Raw genomic sequence first — 26,266 nt, forward strand, 5'->3', positions numbered from 1 at the left:
TGCGCTGCGATAAAATGGCGAGTTTAACAAATCCGCCGCAATCCCAGCCGGGACGCGGCACGCAAAGCTTTCGGATGACGCATGGCAGATGTTGAAAAAACCGTGTTGATAGGCTACTCGGCCGAACAGATGTTCGACTTGGTCACCGACGTCAAGGACTATCCGAACTTCCTGCCATGGTGCGGCGGGGTGGAAATCTACGAGCAGACGGAAACGTCACTCGACGCGCGAGTGGACATCGCCTTCAAGGGCATTCACCAGTTCTTTCGCACGCGTAACGTGCAAGCGCGGCCCACGCGCATTGATATGACGTTCGCAGATGGGCCTTTCAAGTCGTTCACCGGTTTCTGGATCTTCACGCCGTTGCGCGCGGACGCCTGCAAGATCAACTTCCACCTGCATTACGAGTTTTCCAGCGTGATTCTGGAAAAGCTGATTGGCCCGGTGTTCAGCATGATCGCCAACACCTTCGTCGATTCGTTCGTCAAACGCGCGGAGACGGTGTATGGCGAATCCTGATTCCAACACCGTGATCAACGTGATGGTCTGCCTGGCGACGGTCACGCCGCCGCGGCTCGTCAACGTACAAGTGCCGGCGCAGGCGACGGTGGCTGACGCCGTGCATGCGTCCGGCGTGCTCAACGGCCTGGATCTGACCATCGATACCTGCCGGCTGGGCGTTTACGGCAAGCGCAAGACGCCGGATGCCGCATTGCATGCGCGCGATCGGGTAGAAATCCTGGGTCCGCTGATCGCCGATCCGAAAACTGCACGCCGGCGGCGTGTGCAGAAGGTGCGGGCCACCGGGACGCGCGAAGGGCTGAAGTGGCTGCGCAACGAGGCGCCGCCCAAAGACGACGTCCTCGAATAACAAGAAATCAGTTGCAGTTGGCGCTCAGGGCTGCCTGGTTGCGCTGCAGGGCTGCAGCGCGCTGGTTGTCATCCATATAGGCGATCGAGCCGTCGGCCTGCACCGAGCCGACGCGGCGGCCGTCTTGCATATACGTGGTTTCGTTGCGCAGGCGTGCGCATTCGGCTTGCTTGCGCTGGGCAGCCTCTGCCTGCCTGGCTTCGTCCTGTTCTTTCTTGGCGCGATCGGCCATACGCTTGCGCAGCTCTTCATCGGGGTTGGATGCGGCGACGCCCGAGGCTGGCTGGCCGGGTTTGGCCGCCGCGTTCGGGTCCGCCGCCTTGACGCCCGAGGCCGGCGCGGACAGCGCTTCATACGCTGTGGCTGTGCGGCTGTTCGGATTGCGGATGATGCGGCTTGGCGGCACCGACGGCGGCGGTGCGGCATCGCTGTAGACCATGTGGCCCTTGTCATCGCGCCATTGCCAAGCCCATTGCGCCTGGGCAACCGGGCAAGCGAGGGCGATCAGGGCAGCGGTGGCAGGCAACAGGACGTGCAGTCGTTTCATGGAGTTCTCGGTCGTGGACTGCCGACGGCGCGCTGGCCGACCCGACGACGGCCCCTGGACGCGCACGGGAGCCCGGTGGCGTGATCGCCACTCGCCAATTTAGGCCGACGGCCTGGCTTGGCCTGTAGACTCGCCCCCCGGCAAGGCGCCCAGTTTATGCAGAGTTGTTGTTGGCGTGCAAGCGCACCGACCAGCCGACACCCGCAATCAGCAAGGCGATTGCGGCCATCTCAAGCGGACGCGGCCAGCGGTCGTCGTACACGAAGCCATATGCCAGCGCGAACAGGGTCTCGAACACGATCATCTGGCCCGACAGCGTGAGCGGCAGCCGTCGGGAGGCGATGTTCCACAAGTTGTTGCCGATCAGCGACGCGCCGAGCGCCACGGCAGCATTGACCGCCCAGAACGTGCCCCAGACGCGCCCGCCGGCATTCACCCAGCTCGTACCGACCGCGAGCAGGGCCACCAAGGTCAAAGCCGCCGACAGAATGCCGCTGGAAATGCCGTACAACGCAGACCATTCGTTGCTGGAGAAATGCGGATTGCGCTGCAGGTAGCGGGCATTGTCCACGGCGTACCAGGTCCAGCTGCAAAGCGCGCCCACGGCACAAGCGATGCCGGCAATGCGTTGCCAGACCGGCCGGACGTTGGCGGCTGCCGTTGCCGCTTCATGGCCGAACAGATCGACGTTGATGCAGACGATGCCGGCAGCGACAACCAATAGCGGCCAGATCAGCCGGGAGAGCGGCACGGCGCCATGGTCGCGCCGGCCAAGCATCGTCACCGTAATGGGCAGGATGCCGACGATGAGCGAGGTGGGTGCAACGCCAGCCAGTTGCACGCCAAACGCCACGAAAACGAAGTAAACCAGGTTGCCGCTGCATGATTGCATGACCAGCGCCAGGCAATCGGCGCGGGTAATCTTGCGGGCAATGCGGGGGAGGATCGGGGCAGCGGCAATGGCTGCGATGACGCCGTAGGCGAGGTAGCGGCCGAGGGTCAGTTCCCACGGTGAAAACGCGGGCAGCGCGCGGGGTGCAATAAAGACCATGCCCCACATCGCCCCGGCCAGCAGGGCGCACAATACGCCAATTCCCATTCGAACACTCGCGAGGCTGATTCTGCGCGGCTGCTGGCGGCGCAGGGCGCTGGAGGTGCGTGCGCGAAGAAAAATTTATCGAGCATAGCACGGGTCTCTACAACCGTGGGGCGAATTCCCGTATAATCCGATTTTGCGCCTAGAGGAAATTGCTATGCGTCTTGTCCAGAAAGCACTCACGTTCGATGATGTGCTGCTCGTCCCGGCCTATTCGGCCGTCCTGCCCCGCGATACGTCCCTTCGCACCAAGCTCACCCGTTCGATCGAACTTGCCATTCCGCTCGTCTCCGCCGCCATGGATACGGTTACGGAAGCGCGGCTCGCCATCGCCATGGCGCAGCAAGGTGGCATCGGTATCGTCCACAAGAACCTGAAGCCCGAAGAACAGGCGCGCGAAGTCGCCAAGGTCAAGCGCTTTGAATCGGGCGTGCTGCGCGATCCGATCACCATTGGTCCGGACATGAAGGTCCGCGACGTGATGGCGCTGTCGGCACAGCACGGGATTTCGGGTTTCCCGGTGCTGGAAGGCAAGAAGGTGGTGGGCATCATCACCAACCGCGATCTGCGTTTCGAAGAGGAACTGGACGCCCCGGTGCGCGCCAAGATGACGCCGAGCGAGAAGCTCGTCACCGTCAAGGAAGGCGCCACGCTGGAAGAGGCCAAGCGCCTGCTGAACAAGCACCGCCTGGAGCGCGTGCTGGTGGTGGGCGAAGCCTTTGAGCTGCGCGGCCTGATCACCGTCAAGGATATCCAGAAGGCCACCGAATACCCGCTGGCTTCTAAGGACGAACGCGGTTCGCTGCGCGTGGGCGCGGCGGTGGGCGTGGGTCCGGATAACGATCTGCGTATCGATTTGCTGGTCAAGGCCGGCGTGGACGTGATCGTGGTCGATACCGCGCACGGCCACAGCCAGGGCGTGCTGAGCCGCGTGCGCTGGATCAAGGACAACTACCCGCAAGTGCAGGTGATTGGCGGCAACATCGCCACGGGTGATGCAGCCAGGGCGCTGGTCGACCACGGCGCAGATGGCGTCAAGGTTGGCATTGGCCCGGGCTCGATCTGCACGACGCGGATCGTTGCTGGCGTGGGCGTGCCGCAAATCTTTGCTGTATCGAATGTGGCCGAGGCACTGAAGGGCACCGGCGTTCCGCTCATCGCGGACGGCGGTATCCGCTATTCGGGCGATGTCGCCAAGGCCTTGGCTGCCGGCGCGCACACCGTGATGATGGGCGGCATGTTTGCCGGCACCGACGAATCCCCGGGTGAGGTGTTCCTGTTCCAGGGCCGCTCGTACAAGAGCTACCGCGGCATGGGCTCGGTGGGTGCGATGAAGGACGGCGCTGCCGATCGCTACTTCCAGGAAGACAACACCGCCAACGTCGATAAGCTCGTGCCGGAAGGTATCGAGGGGCGCGTTCCGTACAAGGGCTCCGCGTTGCCGATCGTGCATCAACTCACGGGTGGCGTTCGCTCGTCGATGGGTTACTGCGGTTGCGCCTCGATTGCCGAATGGCACGAGAAAGCCCAGTTTGTCGAGATCACCGCCGCTGGCATGAACGAATCGCACGTGCACGACGTGCAGATCACGAAGGAAGCGCCGAACTATCACCGCGACTGATCGGTTGCCGATCACCGCATACAAGATAGAAGGCAAGCAGTACTGCCGCCGGGGCGCGCGGGCGCTCCGGCCGAATCAACCGGTGGCCGAAGCACGGGCGGCCGCCCGCAACTGGAGACGATGATGAAAGCGCTTTTGCGACTCGTTCTGTTTCTGGATGCGGCTGTCGCACTGTGCGTCGGTCTCGTCCTGCTGGCTTCACCCATGACGTCCATCTTTGGCGCGCTGCAATTACCGCAGCCGGAGCCGGCGATGTACGGTCAGCTGCTCGGCGTCACGCTGATTGGCGTGGCCTGGCTGCTGTGGCATGCCACCGTCAACGGGCAACTGACGACCGCCGTGGCGCAGGTGGTCGGACATGTGAACCTGGCTGTTGCCGTGCTGGTGATTGCCTGGCTGCTGTTCTTCCACCTGCCGGTGGACGGCGCCGGCCGCATCTGGCTGCCGACGTTTGCTGCGGTGCTGGCGGCGTTTTCCGCCGTGCAGATTCCCGCCTCGCGCCGCGTACGGACCAATGAGCGCGTGCGCGCCCAGAAGGCCCGCGAAGACGCCGCGGCCGCGCGCGAACGCGAGCGCGCAGAAAAAGCGCAGCGCAAAGAACCTGGCTACATGCCGCCTCCGGGCTACGGCCCCGGCACTGAAGTCGACACGATTGCCGATTCCATTCCTCCACAACATGCACGACAAAGTCCTCATCCTTGATTTCGGCTCGCAGGTCACGCAACTGATTGCGCGGCGCGTGCGTGAAGCACACGTCTACTGCGAGATTCACCCGAACGACGTGTCCGACGCCTTCGTGCGCGAGTTCGCGCCCAAGGCGATCATCCTGTCCGGCAGCCACGCCAGCACGTACGAAGACCATCAACTGCGCGCCCCGCAAGCCGTGTGGGACCTGGGCGTGCCTGTGCTCGGCATCTGCTACGGCATGCAGACCATGGCCGTGCAGCTGGGCGGCAAGGTGGAGTGGAGCGACCACCGCGAATTCGGTTACGCCGAAGTGCGCGCGCATGGCCACACCCGTCTGCTCAAGGACATCCAGGACTTCGCCACGCCGGAAGGCCACGGCATGCTCAAGGTCTGGATGAGCCACGGCGACAAGGTTACGGAACTGCCGCCCGGCTTCAAGCTGCTGGCCTCGACGCCGAGCTGTCCGGTCGCCGGCATGGCCGATGAGGCGCGCGGCTATTACGCCGTGCAGTTCCACCCGGAAGTCACGCATACCGTGCAAGGCCGCGCGCTGCTCGAGCGCTTTGTGCTGGAAATTGCTGGTGCCAAGCCCGACTGGGTCATGCGCGACCACATCGACGAAGCCGTCAAGGCCATCCGCGAACAGGTGGGCGATGAGGAGGTGATCCTCGGCCTGTCGGGCGGTGTTGATTCGTCGGTGGCAGCGGCGCTGATCCACCGTGCGATTGGCGACCAGCTCACCTGCGTGTTTGTCGACCACGGCCTGCTGCGCCTGGACGAAGGCAAGATGGTGATGGACATGTTCGCCGGCCGCCTGCACGCCAAGGTCGTGCACGTGGATGCCTCAGAGCAGTTCCTCGGCCATCTGGCCGGCGTGACGGACCCGGAAGCCAAGCGCAAGATCATCGGCCGCGAGTTTGTGGAAGTGTTCCAGGCCGAAGCCAAGAAGCTCAGCAACGCCAAGTGGCTGGCGCAGGGCACGATCTACCCGGACGTGGTGGAATCGGGCGGCACCAAGACCAAGAAGGCGACGACGATCAAGAGCCACCACAACGTGGGCGGCCTGCCGGAAACGCTGGGGTTGAAGCTGCTCGAGCCGCTGCGCGATCTGTTCAAGGACGAAGTGCGCGAGTTGGGCGTGGCGCTGGGCCTGCCGCACGAGATGGTGTATCGCCATCCGTTCCCGGGGCCGGGTCTGGGCGTGCGCATTCTGGGCGAGGTCAAACGTGAATACGCAGACCTGCTGCGCCGCGCCGATGCCATCTTCATCGAAGAGCTGCGCGGCACCAAGGCCACGGCGCAGGACGCGGCCGCCCGCCTGTGCGGTGAAGGCGATGTCGGCAAGAGCTGGTACGACCTGACGAGCCAGGCGTTTGCGGTGTTCCTGCCGATCAAGTCCGTCGGCGTGATGGGCGATGGTCGCACGTACGACTACGTGACTGCGCTGCGTGCTGTGCAGACCACCGATTTCATGACCGCGCATTGGGCACATCTGCCCTACACGCTGTTGGGCCGCGTGTCGAACCGCATCATCAATGAAGTGCGTGGTTTGAGCCGGGTCGTGTATGACGTGTCGGGCAAGCCGCCTGCGACGATCGAGTGGGAGTGATCTAGCATCGTCTCATGCCGTTTCAGGCAGGGACGAACATCGCAAGAAAGCCAAGTGCGAGAAGGGTAGAGGCGTCTCAGGATGCCTCAACCGCTTTCACCCAATCTCACGCAATGTGAGAATTTTCACTTGGCGACCCTAAGCCTCGCGCAGCTCTGTACGAGATTGCGGACAGATTCGACCGAGCGGAGCTAGGTAGCCTTACTCCACTATCTTGAACACCCGATTCTTCTCGATCACACCGGCTTTCGGCAATTTGCCTTCGTCCTCAATGTCGGGGCGCAGATGCCGCTCGTCTAGCGCAGGCCCGGTGTAGCGGCTGCGCGGCCGAATTACTTTGCCCACGCGGAGTTGCTCGATGCAGTGCGCGAGCAGCCCGACGCTGCGCGCGATCGAGAACAAGCCGAACGCCGCATCGCACGGCAACTGAAGCTGCACCGACAACATCGCGAACGCGACATCGATGGTCGGCCGCTGGCCGGTGAGCTCCGTAACCTTGTCGACGAAATGCGCCAGTTCTGCGGGCGGATGGAGCCGCGCGAGCAACGCGGCCGCGCGCGGATCGCCATCGGGGTAAAGATGATGACCGAAGCCGGGAATCGGGATCGCTGACTTCAGGTAGTGATCGACGACGTGCGCGGCGCCCAATCTCTGCACATCGTCGAACACCGCGCGCACGCGCCCCGACGCGTCGCCGTGCAGCGGGCCCGACAATGTCGCGAGCCCGGTCAGCAGGCAGCCGGCGAGCGATGCGCCGGTCGACGCGGTGATGCGCGCGGCGAATGCCGAACTCGTGATCTCGTGATCCGCAACCAGCACCATCGCCCGGCGCAGCAGGTCCGCGCCATCGCTGTCAAGGCCCCAGCCGGCTGCGAGCCGCTGATGGGTCGGGAGCGGACTTGCACCGACATCGCCATGAGCGCCGAAGGCGCTCGACACGATCGCGACGAGTTGCCCCGCTTCGATGTGCAGAGCACTGTCGAGCCGGCCGAGCGTCGAGTGGCCGTGCGCGGCCAGCATCGCGAGTACCGAGAACGCACATTGCCGATCGCGCTCGCCGGATGGCAGCGCGATCGCGGGCGCGTCGAACGACACGGGCGTGGTGGCCTGCCAGAGCAGAGCGGCCGTTTCCTCCAGCGTGGCGGTATCCGCGAGCTGAATGCTGTCGCGGCCCCGATACCAGGCGCGGCCCTTGGAGAACGTGGTGATGCCACTGTAGATGCATGGCTCAGCGCCAAAGATCGTGCTGGCTGCCAGCGCCGCGCGCTTGCGGCCGACCTGTTTCTTGCGGCACAGCGTGACCACGTCCTCCGCGCGATACAGGCTCTTGCGTGGATCGTTGGGGTCCTGCATCACGGCGATACTGCCGCGGCTCGCATACGCATAGACGGTCTGCGCCCGCACGCCGAGCCGCCGCGCCGCTTCCGTCAGGGTGATCCAGTTCTGCATGGGGAGTCGTGATGACGATGCGGCCGGTGTCCGGCGCGCTTGCGCCGACTATAGACCGGGTTCAGTTGAATGTCATTTCAGTTGGGCGCCGCTCAAGCACTTCGACGAGGATGTCGCCTGGCGCGCGCACGAAACAGCCGCGCACACCCGCGCGGATCCGCGTGATGGGCTGGACGATCTCGGCGTCGTGCGCGACCAGGTGCGCGTAGGCGGCATCCAAATCATCGACCAGCACGCCAAAGTGGTCGATGCCCTGCACGCGGCGCCCCTCCGTCACGGTCGCCGAACGCGCGTCCGGCTGGGCGGTGATGAACAGGTTGACGGCGCCGATTCGCAGGTCGACGCGACCGGGGCGTCGCACGATTTCGGCGTTCAGGCAGCGCGCGAACCATGCGGCGGTGGCCTCCGCATCGGCCGAGCAGAGTTGCAGGTGGTCCCATTTGAATTCGATCATGGCCGTGGTCTGCGGGTGAAGAGGTCGGCGCTTGGCAGACAAATGGCATGTACGGGGTTAGAGCTCGATACGCGACAGCTTGCCGAGCAGCACCGAATACGACAGTGTGCCGACCAGGCAGATCGCGCCCATCAAGTTCAGCGCCCAGAAAAAGCTGCCGGTGTGCTGCGTCACGTAGCCGATCATCAGCGGCGTGGTGACGGCTGCGATATTCGCGGCGAGACTCGTGATACTGCTGGTGAGCCCAACATAGCGTTTAGGCGCAATCTCAGACACGGCGGCCCAGGACATCGAGCCGATCCCCTGGGCGAAGAACGCGACGGTGAGGATCGCGATCACAAGCCCATTCGAGTGCACAAAGTTGACGAGCACGATCGACGCGCCGAGGAAGGTGCCGATCACGAGCGGCGCCTTGCGCGACGACGACATCGACACGCCGCGGCGGATGCAGAGGTCGGACAGATAGCCTGCGATCAGGATGCCGAGCGTCGCGCCGATGAATGGCATCGCCTGGAAGAAACCGACCTTGATCATCGACATGTGCCGTTCCTCGACCAGATAGGTCATGAACCAGGTCGTGAAGAACACCAGCAGCGTGTTGTTGCAGAACTTGCCCAGACAGATCGCGAGGATTTGCCGGTAGCCGAGCAGGCGCAGCGCCACGCGCCATTCGAAGCGATCGCGCGCGGTCACCACGGGGCGCCCTTCAGTGATGTACTGCAGTTCGGCCGCGTTGACGCTGCGATGCCGTGACGGATCGCGATAGAACCGATACCAGACGACACTGAACAGGATGCCGAATGCACCCGTTGAGAAGAACACGGCCCGCCAGCCGAACGCTGACGAGATCCACAACAGCAGCCCGGTGAAGAGCGGCGTGCCGATGTACTGGCCCATCACGTACACGCTCGTTGCGAAGCCGCGTTCCTGGACCGGGAACCACATCGTGACCGCGCGCGCGTTCGACGGAAACGCGGGTGCCTCGAGTGCTCCCATCGCCAGCCGCGAGCCGAGCAGCATGTGGTAGCCGTGCGCGAGCCCTTGCGTCAGCGTGGCCAGCGACCAGCCGACGAGCGACAGCGCATACGCGACACGCGAGCCCAGCATGTCGGCTAGCACGCCTGCGGGCAGCAGCGCGATCGAATAGGCGAGTCCGAACACGGCGAACAGCTCGCCCATCTGCACGCGGGTGAGCGCCAGATCCTTCGATAGCGCGGGCGCGACGATGCCGAGCGCCGAGCGATCAACGAAGTTGAGGACGGTCGCCACCAGCAGCATCGACAGCACGCCGTAGCGCACCCGCGATCGTCTGGCGGCGCCTGCGTGCGCGTCGAACTCGCGCATGACCGAAACCTGTTCTTCTGCCGTTTTCAATGTTGTCTCCTGTTGTCTGATGGATGGGCCGGCGTATGGTTGTTGTGTGTGCCGGCGCGCGTCGGGTCAGCCGCGTCCGACGAAAGGCATCGCGCTGGCCATGATCGTCATGTTCAGAATGTTGGCCTCAAGCGGCAGGCTCGCCATCTGCACGATGGCGTTCGCGACGTGCGCGACGTCGACGCGCGGCTCTGGCGTGACGCGGCCGTCGGCCTGCAGCACGCCGCTGTCCATGCGCTCCGTCAGCGACGTAGCGGCGTTGCCGATGTCGATCTGGCCGCACGCGATGTTGAACGGCCGGCCATCAAGCGCAAGCGAGCGGGTGATGCCGAGCACCGCATGCTTTGTGGCGGTGTACGCGATCGTGTTCGGGCGCGGCGTGTGTGCCGAGATCGAACCATTGTTGATGATGCGGCCGCCTTGCGGCATCTGGCGCTTCATCTGGCGCCACGCTGCGCGCGCGCACAAGAACACGCCCGTCAGGTTGGTCGCGACCACGTCGTTCCAGAGTTGCAGTGAGTAGTCGTCGAGCGGCACGGCGCCCGCGTTGCGGCCGGCGTTGTTGAACAGCACGTCAAGGCGCCCGAACGCGTGCGCGATTTGCGCGAAGCTGGCGTCGACCGATGCTTCGTCGGAAACGTCGGTTGGAATGGCCGCCGCCACACCGCCGGCCCGTTCGATGATCTCTTTCGTTTCGAGCAGCGGTTCGATGCGCCTGCCGAGCAGTGCGACGCTGAACCCGGCGCGCGCCAGCGCGACGGCCGCCGCCTGGCCGATGCCGGTGCCGGCGCCTGTCACCGCCGCGATTCTTTTCTCTGCCTGCATCTTCACGACCTCGTCTTCAGTACGTTGAACATGCAAAAAGCATTGCGCGGTGATGATTCCCCAGCAATCTTGATTCTTTCAATCAATATCAACAGCCCCGTCGCGACGGGGCGGCGTCAGGGTTTTCCTGAGTTCGGCGAGACGTCGCTCGCGGACTGGCGCGGCCGGATGGGCGGTGCACGACACCGCCGGAGTGAGGCCGAACGACCGCGGCGGCGCGCCACGCACATACATTGATCGAAACAATCAATATTGACCCGCGCCGACCCTGCTTCGTAGGCTGTGCTCCGTTTTCCGACCCAAGGACGAGACCATGCCTGACAACAATCGCCCCCGTCTCCTAGTAGCGCGACGGGTTCCCGCGGCGGTGGCCGCACGTGCCGAAGCCGAATTCCACGCGTATGTGACCGACGCCGACATGGACGCGCCGTCCGTCGTCGAATTCTGCAACCGCCACGAGACGCCGGCGGTGCTGATCGGCAAGAAATCGGGGCTGCAGGCCGAGCACATCGCGGCATTGCCGCCGAGCGTGAAGATCATCGCGAACGCGAGCGCCGGTTACGACCACATGGACGTGGCGGCCGCGCGCGCACGCGGCATCGTTGTCAGCAACGCGCCCGACGCGCTGACCGACTGCACTGCCGATTTCACAATGTTGTTGATCCTCGCCGCGTGCCGGCGCGCGGCGGAATACGAGCGCATCGTGCGCGCGGGATGGGGAAAGTCGTTCGGCATGACGGACATGCTTGGCATGCGCGTGAACGGAAAGACGCTCGGGATCGTCGGTTTCGGCCGGATCGGCAGGGCGGTCGCACAGCGTGCGCGCGGCTTCGGAATGCAGATCGTCTATACAGACCGGCGGCCCGCGCCACCCGAGATTGAGGCCGGCGCGCGTTATTGCGCTGATCTCGACACGCTGCTGCCGCAGTGCGACATCCTCACGCTGCACGTGCCTGGCGGCGGCACGCCGTTGATGACGCGCCGCGAGTTCGGCTTGTTGCGCGACGGCGCGGTGTTCGTCAACGCAGCGCGCGGGAGTCTCGTCGACGAGGATGCGCTGTGCGATGCATTGGCGTCGCGGCGGCTGTTCGCAGCGGGGCTCGACGTCTATCGGAACGAGCCCAATATCGATCCGCGCTTTGCAGCACTCGACAATGTGTTTCTGTCGCCGCATATGGCGAGCGCGACGATCGAGACGCGCGATCAGATGGGGTTCACCGCACTCGACAACATCGCTGCGGTGCTTAATGGGAGGACGGCGCCAAACGCGCTGTGAAGGCAGCGTGACGGCGTGCTCCGGAACGACTTCGGCTCGACAAACGGAGCGGTGCCGCATGCAAGTACTGATGCGGCACTGCCTTCGTAGGCGCCTTGCGAGCCGCGGCAGATTTCCGGTGCGTTGGGTGCGCGGTACGGCCAGAGGGCGCCGATATCACGTCTTATTCGGGGTCTGCCACGGTTAGCCTGCTACCGGACGGGCCCCTACGCGAGGCGCAGAGAGGCTGTAGCGTTCTATATCCCCCGGCGCCTCGGGGTGCGGTGGCACGCGTGGACAACACATGCCATTCCGCCATGAGAAAAACTGCCCTGCAGCGCGTCTAGGCTTCCAGCGACCAGCCTTGGTTGTCTACGTTCTTTTCGTCGCGATAGACCCATCGCGCACCGCATGTGGGACACGAGAACGTGCTGACGGTGATTGCGCGTGCGGAGGGGGATTTGATGCGCTGCGTGTCGGTGATTCTCAGCAAAGCATGGCCTGGCGCGCCGCGTTTATGGAGTTCGATTGCAGCGCAAGCCGAGCAGAGTGTCATGCTGATGGGTCTCTCAAGAGCGCATGCCCACTGTGGCGTGCTGACTCAGCGGTGGGGGTGCGGGGTGGGTCAAAGGTGAAGCTTATCTAATTATTTGTTGACGCGGGTCTGGAATGTCTGTAGAAACCATCCTCGCAGGATCTTCAAGCAGTTACTCCGATGTTCTGGGTTGTCACGCCAAGCGGTGCTTCCTTTGCTCCATGTTTCTTCCTTGATTGTCGTGCCTGGTGAGCACAGGCTCATGCAGAACTTTTTAGGATATCCAACATGGAAACCGGCACAGTAAAGTGGTTCAACGACTCCAAGGGCTTCGGCTTCATCACCCCGGACGCAGGCGGCAACGATCTCTTCGCTCACTTCTCTGAAGTTCAGGGCAACGGGTTCAAGTCCCTCCAAGAGGGTCAGAAGGTGCGCTACGTTGCAGGCGTTGGCCAAAAGGGCCCGGCTGCTACGAAGATCGAGGCGATCTGATCGGTCGCATCTGCCAAGAAAAACCCCGCTCTGCGGGGTTTTTTTTCGCGGCAACATCAAAGTATTCAAGACGCACTTTGCTCCAGCGTCGGTGGCTCTTGCCGCGGCAGGTGAATCTGCCGTCGCATCACATAGACGGCAACCGCTGCCGAAAGCAGTCCCGAGAGCGCTCCCACACCAAGTGACCAGCGCGGGCCGAGATGGTCTGCCACCCAACCCACAATCGGTGCGCCAATCGGGGTGCCGCCCAACGCGATGGCCACGCGTAACGCCATCACCCGGCCGCGCATGGCAGGTTCGGTGGAGAGTTGCATCAGGCTGTTGCTCGTGTTGGTGAATGTCAGTGCCGCCATGCCGATGATGACCAGCGCCGCCGCAAACAGCCAATAGCCCGGTGCGATGGCCGCCAATGTGCACCCCAGCCCGAATATCGCAGCGCCTATTAGCAATGACTTGAACTCCGGCTGCTTACGCCCTGCGGCGAACAACGCGCCGGACATCGTGCCGATCGCCATCATCGACGACAACACGCCGTAGCCGCGCGCGTCTGAGTGGAAGACGCTCGCTGCCATCGTCGAGATGAAGATGGGGAAGTTCAGCCCAAATGTGCCGATCAGGAACAGCATGACCAGCATGGCCTTGAGATCGGGGCGGGCCCACACGTAGCGGATGGCCTCGGCAAAGCCGCCTTGAGAGCGCCGTGCACGCGCGTTCGGGCGTAGCTCGGACTTGCGCAGGAAAAAGAGCGAAGTCAGCACCGCGATGAACGAAAGCCCGTTGGCCAGGAACGCCCAGCCTGTACCGATGGTGGCGATGGCCATGCCCGCCGCTGCTGGCCCGACCATGCGCCCCGCGTTGAACGACGTCGAGTTGAGCGCAACCGCATTGGGCAGATCGCCGTCGCCCACCAGTTCCGCCACGAATGTCTGGCGCACCGGGGCATCGAATGCTGATGCGCAGCCGGACAGAAACGCCAGCAGGTAGACGTGCCAGAGCTGAACAACGCCCGTCACGGTCAGCAGCCCGAGAATCAACGCCAGCACGCCCGATGTCGCTTGGGTGGCCATCAGCAGCTTGCGCTGGTTGTAGCGGTCTGCGGCAACGCCCGTCCACGGCAATAGCAGAAGCTGCGGGCCGAACTGCAGCGCCATCACCGTGCCCACTGCAGAAGCGTTGTGGTTCGTGAGCTGCGTTAGCACCAGCCAGTCCTGTGCGGTGCGCTGCATCCACGTGCCCACGTTGGACACCAGCGACCCCACGGCCCACAAGCGGTAGTTGAAAACGCGCAGTGAGCGGAAGACGCCAGTTGCTGGAGTACTTGCCGATGTGTTCATTGGCGTTGTGGCAGATCGCCGCCGAGATTGCCACCGTTGAACCGGCCAAAGCGCCGCGCCATCGGCACGCCGAGTGCCAGGATGCCCAACCCGATCGCAACGGCATCGGTTGAGTTTCGCAGGTGGAAATCACCAACCCGCAGGACGAGGACGTAACCGACGGCCAGATTGAACGCGCCCCACAGCACATTCACCGTAGAAGACGAAAGACCTTCGCCGGGCGGCGTTGCGAACGGGCTCTGAAATGGTTTGCCTGCGATACCGAAGACGAAATGCGGCACGGCGTTGGCGAGGAACGCGCCGCCAAAAAACCAAGAGATGAGATGGGGCCATGCCATGTCGACGCTCCGGATCAGGAACAGTAAAAGAGGCTCAAAACTCTGCCAGCCGTTGCAGCAACGTCACGGCCTTCGCCAGCTCAGCTTGCTCGGCGGCGGACAGTTGCGCCTGCAGTGCGCGGAACAGCCAATCGTCCTTCGCGGCGCGGCTTTCCTTGAGTGCTTTCCGAAAGCCCGGCGTCAACTCGATGAGCGTTTGCCGGCCATCCGTCGGATCGGGCTTGCCGGAAACCGCGCCCATGGCTTCCAGGGCCCCAACCGTGACCCGCATCGACTGCGGCTTCACGCTGCCGGCCCGCGCAAGCGCAGACACGGTGGCCGGGCCATCACGGTCCAGGCGCAGCAGAACCGACTTTTGCGCGTGGGTGAGATCGTTCGGGTGGACTTGTTCGCGCAGGCGACGGGACAGCTTGCCAAGCGCAATGCGCAGATCGCCGGCCAGCGCGGCAGGCGGCGCGGGATCGTTGGAAGAGGGTGATTTAGCCATGCCGCGAGCATAGCATCAATACAGTTTAACTGTGCAGTTAAACTGTAATGTTATGCGCGGGCCACGCAAACAGAAGGCCCGCATTTGAGCGGGCCCCGTTCCTTCCGTGTGCCGGTATCGCGCCTATGCCGCCTGCTTGCGGGGTCGCCGTACCGCGCGAATCTTTCCGGTGGTACCGCCGCCGCAGAAGAACTGATCGGCGCCATCCGACTCGAGCCCCGATACGGTGATGCCCGCCGGCATATCAAGCTGCTCCAGCACTTCGCCGGTTTGCGGATCGATATGCCGCAGCTCGCTCGTATCGCCTTCCCACGTGGCGTGCCAGAGTTCGCCGTCGACCCACGTGACGCCAGTCACGAAGCGGTTGGATTCGATGGTGCGCAACACCTTGCCGGTGTCCGGATCGATCTGGCGGATTTTGCGCTCGCGATAGTGACCGACCCACAGCGTGCCTTCGGCCCAGGCGAGACCTGAATCTCCGCCCGCACCCGGCGCGGGAATCGTGGCCAACACCTTCCCGGTTTGCGGGTCGATCTTCTGGATGCGGTCTTCGGCGATCTGGAACAGGTGGCGCCCGTCGAACGCGGTACCGGCATGGGCCGGCACGTCGATGGAGCGCTGCGTCTTGCCGCTGTCGGGGTCGAGTTCCTTTAGCTGACCGCCGGCAGCAAACCAGACGTGTTGACCATCGTAGGTCACGCCGCCGACGTTCGCTGCGCCAGGGAAGGGGCCGTATTCGCGCACGAGTTCGGCGGTGGAGCGTTTCATGTTGGGCTCGCTGGATTCGGTTGTGGAGTCTTCATCCTAGTCACTTGGCAGCGGTGCGGGGAGTAACAAGGTGGTCGCGAATCCGGGTACCGGCGGCGTCACCCACCGGCGCGCCCGCCCGCGTCCGAAGAACTGCACCTTGCCCGCGGCTGCCAATGTGTCGAGCGCCCGCTGTACGGTGCGCTGGCTGGCACCAAGCGCCAACGCCAATGCAGAGCTGGACCACGATTCCCCATCGGCCAGACAGGCCAGCACCGCGGCATATTGCTCGTCGACGGGTTGCGCGAGGACGACCACGCTCTGTGCCGCATTCGCTTGCAGTGCGAATCCATGCCGGGTCGCCCTGACCGTGCCTAACGCACCAAGCGCGGTGCGCAAACGCCCGATCTCCACACGCAGGCGCACACGGTGCGATTCGTCGGGATGCCGGGTGCGGAACGCCCGGGCGATGAGGGCGTCTCTGGGCACGTCTTCCGGCCACGCTTCGCCCAGTGCACGCGCCAGCGTGAACAGCACGGGCCGCGTGGCGAGCGGGACAACCGCATCGGTTTGCCGCACGGCGAGCCGGCACGCGTCCACCACGAGCGCGTCTGATGCAAAGAGGGCTTCGACATCTTCAAGGCGCAGGACACGTTCCTCGCCGCGTGAGATCAGCCGTGCGGCCGGTGCGCTCAGTGCCAGGGCGGCGCGTTCCACTTCAGCGGTGAGCGTTGGGATACCGGCCTGGCGCGCCGCGAGATCAGCGTCGGCCAAGGCGGCACGCGCGGCAGTCGTCTGCAGGCGCCGGATGGCAATCCCCGCGACGACGAGCGCATGAGCCGCCCGCAATACCGGCGGAAGACGCGCCGGATTGAGCGCGGAAAGGGCGGCGTCTGCATCGTCCAGGCGGCCGATCAGCAGCAGGCGACGGATGCTGAGATACCGCGCGTGTGCGGCGTTGAGGTGATCGCCATGCGCCTCCAGCGTGGCGCATGCCGTGTCGAGGGTTTTGACGGGCCAGCCAAGATCGCGCGAGGCGAGGGCGACTTCGGCTTCCGCGACGACGCAGCGTGCGCGTGCCAGCGCCTCTCGAGAGCCAAATGCGCGAGCCGCGCGACGCAGCAACAGCTTGGCGCGCGCCAGGTCACCGAGCTGCGCCATGGCGATGCCGCGCAAGGCCAGTGCGGCCGCATCGTCACGCAAGGCGACGCGGTTCAGTGCTCCGAATGGGTCACCGGCAGCGAGTGCGCGCGCTGCAGCTGTGATCAATGAATCCATTCGAATCCCGCCACACTTGTCACTCCCGCCGTTTGAGGTCGGCGCCTAATCTAGCACACGACCACTCACCCAAAACGGAGGCAAGCATGAGTGCAACACACCCCACAGCAACCCGCGCAACTTGGCTGGCAGAGCGCATTGAACTGCTCAAGGCCGAGAAGGAACTGACGCGCCGCAGCGATGAACTCGCGCGCCGCCGGCAGGCATTGCCATGGGTCCGCATCGACAAAACCTACCGCTTTGAAACCGAGAAAGGCAGCGCCTCGCTGGCCGATCTGTTTGGCGGGCGCTCACAAGTGCTCGTCTATCACTTCATGTTCGGGCCGGACTATAAGGCGGGCTGCCCGTCGTGCTCGATGATTGCCGATGGCTTTGACGGCTTCGTCACGCATCTGGCGAATCACGACGTGACGCTGCTCGCGGTGTCGCGCGGGCCGCTGGCCAAGCTGATCGAGTATCGCGAGCGGATGGGCTGGACCTTTCCGTGGGTGTCGTCGGTCGGCAGCGATTTCAACTACGACTTCAACGTCTCGATCTCGGAAGAGCAGCAGCGCGCCGGCAACTCCGACTACAACTACGTGCGCGGCAGCCACGTGATGGATGCATCCGACTTGCCTGAACCCGTGCAGCAGTTCGCCAGCATGTGCGGCACCGATGCGCCCACCTACGTGCGCGACCGGCCCGGCATGAGCGCGTTCGTGCTGGAAGACGGCGTCGTGTACCACACGTATTCCACCTACGCGCGCGGGCTTGATGGCTTGTGGGGCGCATACCAGTGGCTCGATCGTGCGCCGCTGGGCCGCAATGAAACCGGTGTCTGGTGGCGTCGCCATGACGAGTACGCTCAGCAGCGTTGAGCTGCCACGCGAGCATGCAGTGTCCGAGCGCGGCTTCCTGGCCGTCTCGGCACTGATCTTCATTGCCAGCGCGGCAGCGACGGTGGCGTGGTGCGATTCCATGTCGGCCATGGGCGAGATGCCAATGGCCTGGATGCCGATGTGCGGTCAGACGTGGTGGAGTTTTGCCGCGTCATTCACCGGCATGTGGACGCTGATGATGGTAGCGATGATGCTGCCGTCATTGCTGCCGATGCTGCGGCGGTATCGCGTTGCGCTTCACGTGGCGGGCAAGCCAAATGTTGATGCGCACACCGCGTTGGCAGGCACGGCGTACTTTGCCGTGTGGGGACTGATCGGCGCGATGGTCTTTGCGCTGGGCGCCGCGGTGGCCCAGCTTGAAATGACGTGGCCCGTGCTGGCGCGCACGTTGCCGGCTGCCAGCGGCGCAGTCGTTCTTGCGGCGGGAGCACTGCAGTTCAGCGCATGGAAGGCGCGACAGCTTGCAGGGTGCCGAGCAGCGCCCGCGCTGGGCAGTACGGCGTGGCGATATGGCTTGCGCCTCGGCATGCGCTGCGCCACCTCTTGCGCGGCCTTGACGGCAATCCTGCTTGTGATCGGCGTCATGGATCTGCGCGCAATGCCGGCGGTGTCAGCGGCGATCACGCTGGAGCGCTTGGTGCCCGCCGGAGACCGCGTAGCCCGCTGCATCGGTGCTGTGGCCATCGTGGCGGGGTTGCTCCAGTTGGCCTCCGCCGTGTTGCCATGACCGGCCGTATCTCTGATCCCCGGTCAGGCTTGCCCGGCACGTGCCTTACATCACCGCGCCAAGCTGCCACGGTACGAACTCGTTGTCGCCCAGGCCGTTGAGTTCGCTCTTGGTGTGGTTGCCCGAGGCGGTGGCCAGCATTAGCTGGAACAGCGCCTGGCCGGCTTGTGCAATGCTGAGGCGGCCATCGACGATGCCGCCGCAGTCGTAGTCCATATCCAGCTCCATGTGCCGATAGAGCGTGCTGTTGGTGGCAAGCTTCAACGAAGGCACCGGCTTGCAGCCATAGGTGGACCCTCGGCCCGTTGTGAAGCAGATCAGGTTGGCACCGCCGGCGACCTGGCCCGTGGCCGAGACGGGGTCGTAGCCGGGTGTGTCCATGAAGACGAGGCCGTGCGCCTGCACCGGCTGGGCGTATTCATACACGGCCATCAGCCCGCTGCTGCCGCCTTTGGCGACTGCGCCGAGCGATTTTTCCAGGATGGTTGTGACGCCGCCGGCCTTGTTGCCGGGCGACGGGTTGTTGTTCATGTCGGCGCCCAGTGTGCTGGTGTAGTGCTCCCACCAGGCCAGCCGATCCATCAACGCATCGGCCACGGCAGGCGTTGCGGCGCGTGCAGTCAACAGGTGTTCTGCACCATAGATCTCGGGCGTTTCGGACAGCACTGCGGTGCCTCCATGCCGCACAAGCAAATCCACCGCTGCGCCCAGAGCAGGGTTGGCGCTGATGCCGGAATAGCCGTCCGACCCGCCGCATTGCAGGCCCACCGTTAGGTGGCTTGCCGGGACGGTGCTGCGTTGTGCCTGATTCGCGATCGGCAGCATGTCGCGCAGCATGGTCAAGCCGGCAGCAATCGCCTCACGCGTGCCGCCTTCTTCCTGAATCGTCAGCGACGCAAACAGGCCTGGCGTGCGCGCCCCCAACATCTGCACAAGCGGCGCCACCTGATTGACTTCGCAACCGAGGCCAACGATCAGCACGCCAGCAAAGTTGGGGTGGTCGGCGTACCCGCGCAGCGTGCGCTGCAGCAGTTCGAGCCCCTCGCCGTTGCCGGCCATGCCGCAGCCGCTGCCGTGCGTGATGGCGACAATGCCATCCACGTTGGGGAATGCGGCCACCTCTGCCTGCGCCGCCTGCACGATATGCCGGCACACGGTGGCGGAGCAGTTCACGCTGGAGATGACGCCAATGAAATTGCGCGTGCCGACGCGTCCATCCGCCCGCACGTACCCTTGGAACGAGGCAGGTGTGTCGACAGGGACTGTGGCGCGGTACGCGTGGCCAACAGCGTGCTGGGCAGACGAATGCGCCATACCGATGTTGTGCACATGCACGTGCTCACCCGCATGGATGGGCGCCGTAGCCACGCCGATGACCTGCCCATACTTGTGCACGGGTTGCCCCGCCGCGATATCGCGCAACGCGACCTTGTGGCCAGCGGGAATGGCATCGCGCGTGGTCACCGCAGCGTCAAGTGCCGCGCCGGGCGCCAGCGCAACACGCGCGACGGCTACGTCGTCGTCGGGGGCAAGAAGAATGATGGATGAGTCGGACATGGTGCTTCGCAGGTTCAATTCGGATTGGCCAGCGCGGCGTTCAGGCGCGGCTGGGCGAGGTGCAAGCCCAATTGCCGCGTCAGCGCGACGATGGGCGCCAGGCGCCGGAGCTTCTTCTGCGCGTGGTTCTGCGCGATGTCGGCGAGGCGATGGGCAAGGTAGGGGTTCAACAGCCGCTCGCGCAGCATGACGAGATAGGCCTCGGCGGCTTTGCGCTTGTGCAGGGCGGCGAATACAGGAACGATCTCGTCGCGCCACAGGGCTTCCAGCTCCGGACGCAGGCGCGGGTCTTCCATGGCCTGCACGACGGTCAGATCGGAGGGATGCGCATCTTCGCGCCAACGCTCGGCCAGAAAGGTGTGGCCCGCGTTGAGCAGAAAGAGCTTGAGCCGCTCGTGGTGATCCAGCTCATCCGTCAGCACGATGGCCGGATGCGTGCATGGCAGCACCAGCCCGGGGCGGCGCTCGATGGCCCACAGCGCGTACGGTTCAGCCACGGCGCCCACGGGGTGCAACGCCTCGGAGACGATGCGGTCCACGAGCGAGTTGGCCCACACGCAATGCGTGCGCAGCCAGTCGACGAACGCGGCGGGCAGCGCCCATTGCTGTGCCAGCGCGCAGACCGTTGCGCAGAGCGTGTCGCCGTTGCGCTCGATCAGTTCGCACGGAAACAGCGACAGCGGTGCCTGCGGCTGTCGCAGCCAGCGGCCGAGCAGCAGCGCCACCAGTTTGGCGGGGAAGCTGCGTGGCACGCGCGATGGCTGCCGCATCAAGCTGGCATCATCGCGCGGGTCGAGCTGGTAGCCCTGGTCGGCCGTGTTGGAAATCACCACCTGCACGTCTGTTGCCATGAGCTCGCGCAGCTGTTCCCAGTCGGCCTCGGCCTGAAGGGCACGCCTGACGGCGCGGCAGGTGACGGTCTGGTCAATGGGTGCGCCGTCTTGCAAGCCGCGAATGCGCACCGGATAACCCTCACCGCCTGCCAGCGCCGCCACACGCGCTGCGCTGGCCGGGTTGGATGTGGTCTGCACGACGGTCATCCCGCCCAGCGCCTGTCCCGCATCGAGCGCTTCCGACACGAACAAGTCGACGTGCGCCTGCAGGAAGCGGCTTGTGCCGAACTGGAGGATCGGCTCGGTCATGCGCTCAGCACTCCACGATGGCTTTCACCACGCCAGCGGCGGGGTCGAGCAGCGTCTTGAAGTGCTTGGGCACGTCCGCCAGCGCCATGCGGTGGGTGTTCAGCGCGGTCGGAATCTTGCCCGCGCGCATGGCGTCGAGCACGGTCTCAAAATCTTCGGTGGTGGCGTTGCGGCTGGCGAGCAGCGTGGTCTCGCGCTTGTGGAATTCCGGATCGGAGAACGAGATGTTGGCCGCCACCACAGAGATCAGCACATAGGTGCCGGCATGTGCCACAAAGCGCAAGCCACGCTCCATGGCTTTCGGATTGCCCGTGGCATCGAAGACGACGTCATAGAACTCATTGGCCGTGAGCGCACCGAGTTGCGCTTCGTCGGTATCGCCCAGCGCAACGCTGGCGTCCACACCAAGTTGCTCCACCGCAAAGCCGAGGCGATCCGCACGGGAGTCCAGCGCCGTGACCATCGCGCCGCGCAGTTTGGCAAAAATCATGGCCGCCATGCCGATCGGGCCGGCGCCTACCACCAGCACGCGCTGCCCGGCGCGCACCTGCGCACGACGCACCGCGTGGGCGCCAATGGCCAGAAATTCCACCATCGCGGCCTGATCCAGGCTCACGCCGTCCGCCTTGTGCACGAAGGCTTGCGGCACGCTCAGGTATTCAGTGAACGCCCCATCGCGATGCACCCCCAGCACCTGGATGTTGACGCAGCAATTTGTCCGGCCCTGGCGGCACGCGACACAGTGCCCACATGACAGGTAGGGCATCACGTAGACCACGTCGCCCTTGGCAAGCGCGCTGCCGGGCGGTGCCTGTTCGACGATTCCCGACAACTCATGCCCCATCACGCGGGGGTAATTGAGATAGGGCTGGTTGCCCGTGAAGATGTGCAGATCGGTACCGCACACGCCCACGCGTTTGACGCGCAGCAGCACTTCGCCCTCGGCGGGGCTGGGAACCGGCCGGTCCAGCGCGAGCAGGGTGCCTGGGGTTTCGCAAACGACCGTCAGCATGATGCGGCTCCGGTCGAAGTCGCGCCGCCCGTCTTCGTTCGACTGGGCTGCTGAAGAGGCTGTGTATGCGCGCGTAGTAATGGCAAGCGTTGGGTCACCTTCCGGTCTCCTTGAGTGATGAGGTGACGTCTGATTGCGCGCGCACTGTGCCAAGTTGAGGGAGTCGCTCCCCGCATCCTGGGCAAGTGGTCATGCCAAACAGGTCTCACCTATTGGTCAGACCAATTTAACATCTTGAGAGAAAATCCTTGATGGGGGAAACCCTGATGCTGAAAATCCCTTGTTTTCAAGGGGTCAAGGCGAGGCGGCCTGAAATTTGGTCAGGCCGCATTTGGGCGGAGCGGCATGGGTGCCGGGGAGAGGTTGCGCGGCCGCGAGCGGACAGCGCATGGGGTGAGCGCGGCTACTGTGCGCTGTCTTGCTGAATGGCGCCCGCGATCCAGCGCTCTTCGGACGCTTTCAAGTGCGCCCGCATGGCGGTTTGCGCCGCGATGGGATCGCCCGCCTGCAGCGCCTTCAGAATCTCTTCGTGTTCGTGCACGGCCGCATGCCAGCTTGATTCGCCCTCCGCATGGTCGCGGATGGCCATAGCAAGCGGGTCATGGCGGCTATCAAACAGCTCGGCTACGAATCGGCTCAGAACTGAATTGCCAGCGGTCTCCGCAATCAGCATGTGGAACTGGCGGTCGGCGTCGGTGGGTGACTTCCCGCCCGATGCGAGTTTCTTCATGCGGTCGATGGTTCGCTGGAGCTTATCGAGCGTGGCCGCCGTCAGGCGCCCCGTGGCGAGCGTGATCACGTCGCCTTCAAGAACGGCTCGGGCCTGCATCAGTTCGGAGGGGCTTTCGCCCAGCGACGGAATCGCCGCACTCTCGCTCGCCGCGCTTGCCTCTTGCACGTACACGCCAGAACCCATACGGATCTCAACCTGGCCGCCAATCTCCAGGGCGATTAACGCCTCGCGCAGCGACGGGCGCGATACGCCTAGCGTCTGTGCCAGTTCGCGCTCCGGAGGCAAGCGTGTGCCCGGTCCGAGCTTTTCCTGTTGGATCAGCGCGAGAATCTGCGCGGCTACAGATTGGTAAAGCCGCTTTGGCTCTGTCTGCTTCATTGTGATGTGTGTTTTGGTGCGCGTGTTGTCGCGCATAGGTGTGTTTCGAGTCTAGCATGGGCACCGCCAGCCGTTGTCTAGACTGGTGTGAGCAACACTTCAGGGTTTGCACTAGTGGTCAGGCAGGTGTGTTCTAAGTGATATTGGCTTGACCAAAAAATGCTTGGCTTAATCGAATCGCTCCGAACTGGACTTACCAGTGCGTCGAGCGGAAGATCAGAGCCTCGCAATACAACGGAGACCACGATGAGCAGTGCTGATGCCGTGCCCACGCACGTAAGCAGCTCCAGATCGTCGATGCCGCAAGAGATTCTTTGCTTGCAGCGCATCGGCAAACGCTTTCCCGGCGTCGTTGCGCTGGATGGTGTGGATCTGGATCTGCGCGTGGGCGAAGTCCATGCCGTCTGCGGCGAAAACGGTGCTGGCAAATCCACCCTGATGAAGATCATCAGCGGCCAGTACATCGCAGACGATGGCGTGATCTCGTACCGGGGCGAAGCGGTACGGTTTGCGTCGACATCCGAGGCGCAGGCGGCCGGCATTGCGATCATCCATCAAGAGCTGAATCTCGTGCCGCACCTGTCGGTGGCGGAGAACATCTTCCTGGCACGCGAGCCCAAGCGCGGTCCGTTCATTGATTACCGCAAGCTCAACACCAACGCGCGCAGCTATCTGCAGCGGATCGGGCTGGCCGTCGAGCCGACCACGCTGGTCAGCGCGCTGTCGATCGCGCAGCAACAGATGGTGGAGATTGCCAAGGCGCTCTCGCTCGACGCGCGTGTGCTGATCATGGACGAGCCCACGTCTTCGCTCACGGAATCCGAAACCGTTCAGCTGTTTCGCATCATCAAGGAGTTGCGCGCCGATGGCGTGGCGATTCTCTACATCTCGCATCGGCTTGATGAGATGGCCGAGATCGTCGATCGCGTAACGGTGCTGCGTGACGGCCGCCATATCGCCACGAGCGATTTCGCTTCCACCAGTGTCAACGAGATCGTCGCGCGGATGGTCGGCCGTTCACTCGACGATGTATTTCCCGCGCGCAAATCGGTGCCGACCGACGAGGTGTTGTTGCGCGTGAACGCACTGAGCCGGGCGGGCGTCTTCGGGCCGGTGTCGTTCGAGTTGCGCAAGGGCGAGATTCTCGGTTTTGCCGGCTTGATGGGCGCGGGGCGCACGGAGGTGGCACGGGCCATTTTCGGAGCGGAACGGCTCGATTCCGGGTCGATCACGCTGGGCGACACGCCGGTCACGATCCGCTCCCCGCGCGAGGCCATCCGGCAAGGCATTGCCTACTTGTCGGAAGACAGAAAGAAGGACGGTCTGGCGTTGTCGATGCCGGTGGCCGTGAATATCACCCTGGCCAATGTCCGGGCGATTTCATCGCATGGCTTCCTGCGCTTTTCCGAAGAGACCGCCGTGGCGCAGCGCTACGTGCGCGAGTTGAACATCCGCACGCCGTCCGTCGGGCAGACGGTGCGCAATCTCTCCGGTGGCAATCAACAGAAGATCGTGATCGGCAAATGGCTGTATCGCGGTTCGCGCATCCTGTTTTTCGATGAGCCGACGCGGGGCATCGACGTCGGCGCCAAGTACGCGATTTATGGGCTGATGGACGAACTCGCCGCAGACGGTGTCGGTGTCGTGCTGATCAGCTCGGAGCTGCCGGAACTGCTGGGCATGACAGATCGAATTGCCGTCTTTCATGAAGGCCGCATCACCGCAGTCCTGGAAACACGGAAGACAAACCAGGAAGAAATTCTGCATTACGCATCAGGAAGAACACATGCTTGAAATGACATCAGATCAGCCGCAGGCCGTGAAAAAGCAGAGCAAGCAACACCATCGGGACCTGATCCAAAAGTTTGCAGCGCTCGGTAGCCTTGTGGCGCTTGTGATTGCGTTTTCTGCAACCAGCGCGGCCTTCTTTTCGGTCGGCAACTTCATGACCGTCGCGCTGCAGGTCACGTCGATTGCCTACCTGGGCGTAGCCGCCACGTGCGTGATCATCACCGGTGGCATCGACTTGTCGGTGGGTTCGGTGCTGGCGCTCTCTGGCGTGGTTGCAGCCTTGCTCGTCAAGATGGGCGTACCTGTTCCGATTGCCATGCTGGCCGGCGTGCTGGTTGGCGGCGTGTGCGGATGGGTTAACGGTATCTGTATCACCAGGATGGGCCTGCCGCCCTTCATTGCCACGCTGGGCATGATGCTGGTGGCGCGCGGCGTGGCCCTGCAGATCACGGGCGCCCGTCCTGTCTCGGGCCTGGGAGATGCTTTCGGCGAACTCGGCAACGGCGCGCTGTTCCGCATCTCGCACATCGGGGCAGACGGCTTTCCGGACACGGTCTTCCCCGGCATTCCTTATCCGGTGGTGATCATGCTCGCGCTGTTCATCGCTGTCTCCGTGCTGCTCTCACGCACTTCACTGGGTCGCCACATCTATGCAGTCGGCTCGAACGCCGAGGCCGCACGCTTGTCCGGGGTGAACGTGCAGGGCGTGAAGCTGTTCACGTATGTGCTATCGGGCTTGCTGGCAGGGATGGCCGGGTGCGTGCTGATGTCTCGCCTGGTGACGGCACAACCGAACGAAGGCGTGATGTACGAACTTGATGCGATTGCCAGCGCCGTCATCGGCGGGACGTCGCTGATGGGCGGTGTCGGAACGGTCTCGGGCACGGCCATTGGCGCGTTCGTGATCGGCGTGTTGCGCAACGGGCTCAACATGAACGGCGTATCGAGTTTTATCCAGCAGATCATCATCGGCGTGGTCATCCTTGGCACCGTCTGGATCGATCAGCTCAGAAACCGCAAGTTGTAAGAGCCGCTAACAAAATTGTCCT

At 64.0% G+C, this 26,266-nt stretch carries 27 protein-coding genes; 11 read left to right on the plus strand and 16 right to left on the minus strand.

Annotation, left to right across the window (positions count from 1 at the left end):
* Positions 1-81: 81 nt before the first annotated feature.
* The gene (locus NKG59_RS13240) at positions 82-519 is read left to right on the plus strand and encodes a type II toxin-antitoxin system RatA family toxin (RefSeq protein ID WP_045204095.1); all 438 of its coding nucleotides are present in this window, start codon (positions 82-84) and stop codon (positions 517-519) included.
* Complete coding sequence (locus tag NKG59_RS13245; protein WP_045204094.1) at positions 506-871, plus strand: RnfH family protein; 366 nt, start codon at positions 506-508, stop codon at positions 869-871. The genes NKG59_RS13240 and NKG59_RS13245 overlap by 14 nt, the downstream gene beginning before the upstream one ends.
* A 7-nt stretch (positions 872-878) precedes the next feature.
* On the opposite strand, the gene NKG59_RS13250 is transcribed toward NKG59_RS13245, so the two are convergent.
* Complete coding sequence (locus tag NKG59_RS13250; protein WP_253537415.1) at positions 879-1,418, minus strand: DUF4124 domain-containing protein; 540 nt, start codon at positions 1,416-1,418, stop codon at positions 879-881.
* A 154-nt stretch (positions 1,419-1,572) separates the two neighbouring features.
* The gene (locus NKG59_RS13255; RefSeq protein WP_253537417.1) at positions 1,573-2,517 is read right to left on the minus strand and encodes a DMT family transporter; all 945 of its coding nucleotides are present in this window, start codon (positions 2,515-2,517) and stop codon (positions 1,573-1,575) included.
* Between the two features lie 154 nt (positions 2,518-2,671).
* Here NKG59_RS13255 and guaB point away from each other — a divergent pair, with 154 nt between their 5' ends.
* The 3 genes from guaB (at position 2,672) to guaA (ending at position 6,431) form a co-directional block, all read left to right on the plus strand.
* Positions 2,672-4,135: an IMP dehydrogenase gene (gene guaB / locus NKG59_RS13260; RefSeq protein WP_045204091.1), complete on the plus strand. Its 1,464-nt coding sequence runs from the start codon at positions 2,672-2,674 to the stop codon at positions 4,133-4,135.
* Between the two features lie 123 nt (positions 4,136-4,258).
* Positions 4,259-4,837, plus strand: coding sequence for a hypothetical protein (locus tag NKG59_RS13265; RefSeq protein WP_045204090.1), 579 nt, complete (start codon positions 4,259-4,261; stop codon positions 4,835-4,837).
* The gene (gene guaA / locus NKG59_RS13270) at positions 4,812-6,431 is read left to right on the plus strand and encodes a glutamine-hydrolyzing GMP synthase (protein WP_253537420.1); all 1,620 of its coding nucleotides are present in this window, start codon (positions 4,812-4,814) and stop codon (positions 6,429-6,431) included. Before NKG59_RS13265 ends, guaA begins: the two co-directional genes overlap by 26 nt.
* Positions 6,432-6,632: 201 nt before the next feature.
* On the opposite strand, the gene NKG59_RS13275 is transcribed toward guaA, so the two are convergent.
* From NKG59_RS13275 to NKG59_RS13290, 4 genes are all read right to left on the minus strand, one after another.
* On the minus strand, positions 6,633-7,880 hold the full coding sequence (locus NKG59_RS13275; protein ID WP_045204088.1) for a citrate/2-methylcitrate synthase: 1,248 nt from the start codon (positions 7,878-7,880) through the stop codon (positions 6,633-6,635).
* Between the two features lie 61 nt (positions 7,881-7,941).
* Positions 7,942-8,334 (minus strand): VOC family protein, encoded by a 393-nt coding sequence (locus NKG59_RS13280; protein ID WP_253537423.1) that lies wholly within the window; start codon positions 8,332-8,334, stop codon positions 7,942-7,944.
* 57 nt (positions 8,335-8,391) lie between these two features.
* Positions 8,392-9,678 carry an MFS transporter gene (locus NKG59_RS13285; RefSeq protein WP_253537511.1) on the minus strand — a complete coding sequence of 429 codons (1,287 nt, stop codon included), beginning with the start codon at positions 9,676-9,678 and terminating at the stop codon, positions 8,392-8,394.
* A gap of 96 nt (positions 9,679-9,774) precedes the next feature.
* Complete coding sequence (locus NKG59_RS13290; RefSeq protein ID WP_253537514.1) at positions 9,775-10,533, minus strand: SDR family oxidoreductase; 759 nt, start codon at positions 10,531-10,533, stop codon at positions 9,775-9,777.
* Between the two features lie 313 nt (positions 10,534-10,846).
* On the opposite strand from NKG59_RS13290, the gene NKG59_RS13295 reads away from it, so the two are divergent.
* Entirely contained in the window at positions 10,847-11,809 is a 963-nt protein-coding gene (locus NKG59_RS13295) for a 2-hydroxyacid dehydrogenase (protein ID WP_253537426.1), read from the plus strand.
* A 322-nt stretch (positions 11,810-12,131) separates the two neighbouring features.
* Here the strand turns inward: NKG59_RS13295 and NKG59_RS13300 are convergent, their stop codons facing one another.
* Complete coding sequence (locus NKG59_RS13300; RefSeq protein WP_004626724.1) at positions 12,132-12,344, minus strand: hypothetical protein; 213 nt, start codon at positions 12,342-12,344, stop codon at positions 12,132-12,134.
* 267 nt (positions 12,345-12,611) lie between these two features.
* Between NKG59_RS13300 and NKG59_RS13305 the strand changes: the two genes are divergently transcribed.
* The gene (locus tag NKG59_RS13305) at positions 12,612-12,815 is read left to right on the plus strand and encodes a cold-shock protein (RefSeq protein WP_004626726.1); all 204 of its coding nucleotides are present in this window, start codon (positions 12,612-12,614) and stop codon (positions 12,813-12,815) included.
* Between the two features lie 65 nt (positions 12,816-12,880).
* Here NKG59_RS13305 and NKG59_RS13310 read toward each other — a convergent pair whose 3' ends face one another.
* The 5 genes from NKG59_RS13310 to NKG59_RS13330 all read right to left on the minus strand — a co-directional run bounded on the left by NKG59_RS13310 (position 12,881) and on the right by NKG59_RS13330 (position 16,999).
* On the minus strand, positions 12,881-14,149 hold the full coding sequence (locus NKG59_RS13310; protein ID WP_253537429.1) for an MFS transporter: 1,269 nt from the start codon (positions 14,147-14,149) through the stop codon (positions 12,881-12,883).
* Positions 14,146-14,487: a hypothetical protein gene (locus NKG59_RS13315; protein WP_253537432.1), complete on the minus strand. Its 342-nt coding sequence runs from the start codon at positions 14,485-14,487 to the stop codon at positions 14,146-14,148. Before NKG59_RS13315 ends, NKG59_RS13310 begins: the two co-directional genes overlap by 4 nt.
* 34 nt (positions 14,488-14,521) lie before the next feature.
* Entirely contained in the window at positions 14,522-14,974 is a 453-nt protein-coding gene (locus NKG59_RS13320; protein ID WP_253537434.1) for a MarR family winged helix-turn-helix transcriptional regulator, read from the minus strand.
* A gap of 123 nt (positions 14,975-15,097) precedes the next feature.
* Entirely contained in the window at positions 15,098-15,742 is a 645-nt protein-coding gene (locus NKG59_RS13325) for a Vgb family protein (protein ID WP_253537437.1), read from the minus strand.
* 36 nt (positions 15,743-15,778) lie between these two features.
* A complete protein-coding gene (locus tag NKG59_RS13330; RefSeq protein ID WP_253537440.1) occupies positions 15,779-16,999 on the minus strand; it encodes a helix-turn-helix domain-containing protein in 1,221 nt (406 codons plus the stop codon).
* 86 nt (positions 17,000-17,085) lie between these two features.
* Here NKG59_RS13330 and NKG59_RS13335 point away from each other — a divergent pair, with 86 nt between their 5' ends.
* Together NKG59_RS13335 and NKG59_RS13340 are read left to right on the plus strand one after the other, a co-directional pair.
* Complete coding sequence (locus NKG59_RS13335) at positions 17,086-17,856, plus strand: DUF899 domain-containing protein (protein WP_253537443.1); 771 nt, start codon at positions 17,086-17,088, stop codon at positions 17,854-17,856.
* On the plus strand, positions 17,831-18,604 hold the full coding sequence (locus NKG59_RS13340) for a DUF2182 domain-containing protein (protein WP_253537445.1): 774 nt from the start codon (positions 17,831-17,833) through the stop codon (positions 18,602-18,604). Before NKG59_RS13335 ends, NKG59_RS13340 begins: the two co-directional genes overlap by 26 nt.
* Before the next feature lie 45 nt (positions 18,605-18,649).
* Here the strand turns inward: NKG59_RS13340 and NKG59_RS13345 are convergent, their stop codons facing one another.
* The 4 genes from NKG59_RS13345 to NKG59_RS13360 all read right to left on the minus strand — a co-directional run bounded on the left by NKG59_RS13345 (position 18,650) and on the right by NKG59_RS13360 (position 23,426).
* A complete protein-coding gene (locus NKG59_RS13345) occupies positions 18,650-20,161 on the minus strand; it encodes a UxaA family hydrolase (protein WP_253537448.1) in 1,512 nt (503 codons plus the stop codon).
* 14 nt (positions 20,162-20,175) lie between these two features.
* Complete coding sequence (locus tag NKG59_RS13350; protein ID WP_253537451.1) at positions 20,176-21,303, minus strand: mannitol dehydrogenase family protein; 1,128 nt, start codon at positions 21,301-21,303, stop codon at positions 20,176-20,178.
* A gap of 4 nt (positions 21,304-21,307) precedes the next feature.
* Positions 21,308-22,315: a zinc-binding alcohol dehydrogenase family protein gene (locus tag NKG59_RS13355; RefSeq protein WP_253537454.1), complete on the minus strand. Its 1,008-nt coding sequence runs from the start codon at positions 22,313-22,315 to the stop codon at positions 21,308-21,310.
* A gap of 403 nt (positions 22,316-22,718) precedes the next feature.
* The gene (locus tag NKG59_RS13360; RefSeq protein ID WP_253537457.1) at positions 22,719-23,426 is read right to left on the minus strand and encodes a FadR/GntR family transcriptional regulator; all 708 of its coding nucleotides are present in this window, start codon (positions 23,424-23,426) and stop codon (positions 22,719-22,721) included.
* A 297-nt stretch (positions 23,427-23,723) separates the two neighbouring features.
* Between NKG59_RS13360 and NKG59_RS13365 the strand changes: the two genes are divergently transcribed.
* Together NKG59_RS13365 and NKG59_RS13370 are read left to right on the plus strand one after the other, a co-directional pair.
* Positions 23,724-25,220: a sugar ABC transporter ATP-binding protein gene (locus tag NKG59_RS13365; RefSeq protein ID WP_253537516.1), complete on the plus strand. Its 1,497-nt coding sequence runs from the start codon at positions 23,724-23,726 to the stop codon at positions 25,218-25,220.
* The gene (locus NKG59_RS13370; RefSeq protein WP_024975750.1) at positions 25,213-26,244 is read left to right on the plus strand and encodes an ABC transporter permease; all 1,032 of its coding nucleotides are present in this window, start codon (positions 25,213-25,215) and stop codon (positions 26,242-26,244) included. Before NKG59_RS13365 ends, NKG59_RS13370 begins: the two co-directional genes overlap by 8 nt.
* Positions 26,245-26,266: the final 22 nt, after the last annotated feature.

Source organism: Ralstonia chuxiongensis (assembly GCF_024158925.1).
In the GTDB taxonomy this organism is placed as follows: Bacteria; Pseudomonadota; Gammaproteobacteria; order Burkholderiales; family Burkholderiaceae; genus Ralstonia; species Ralstonia chuxiongensis.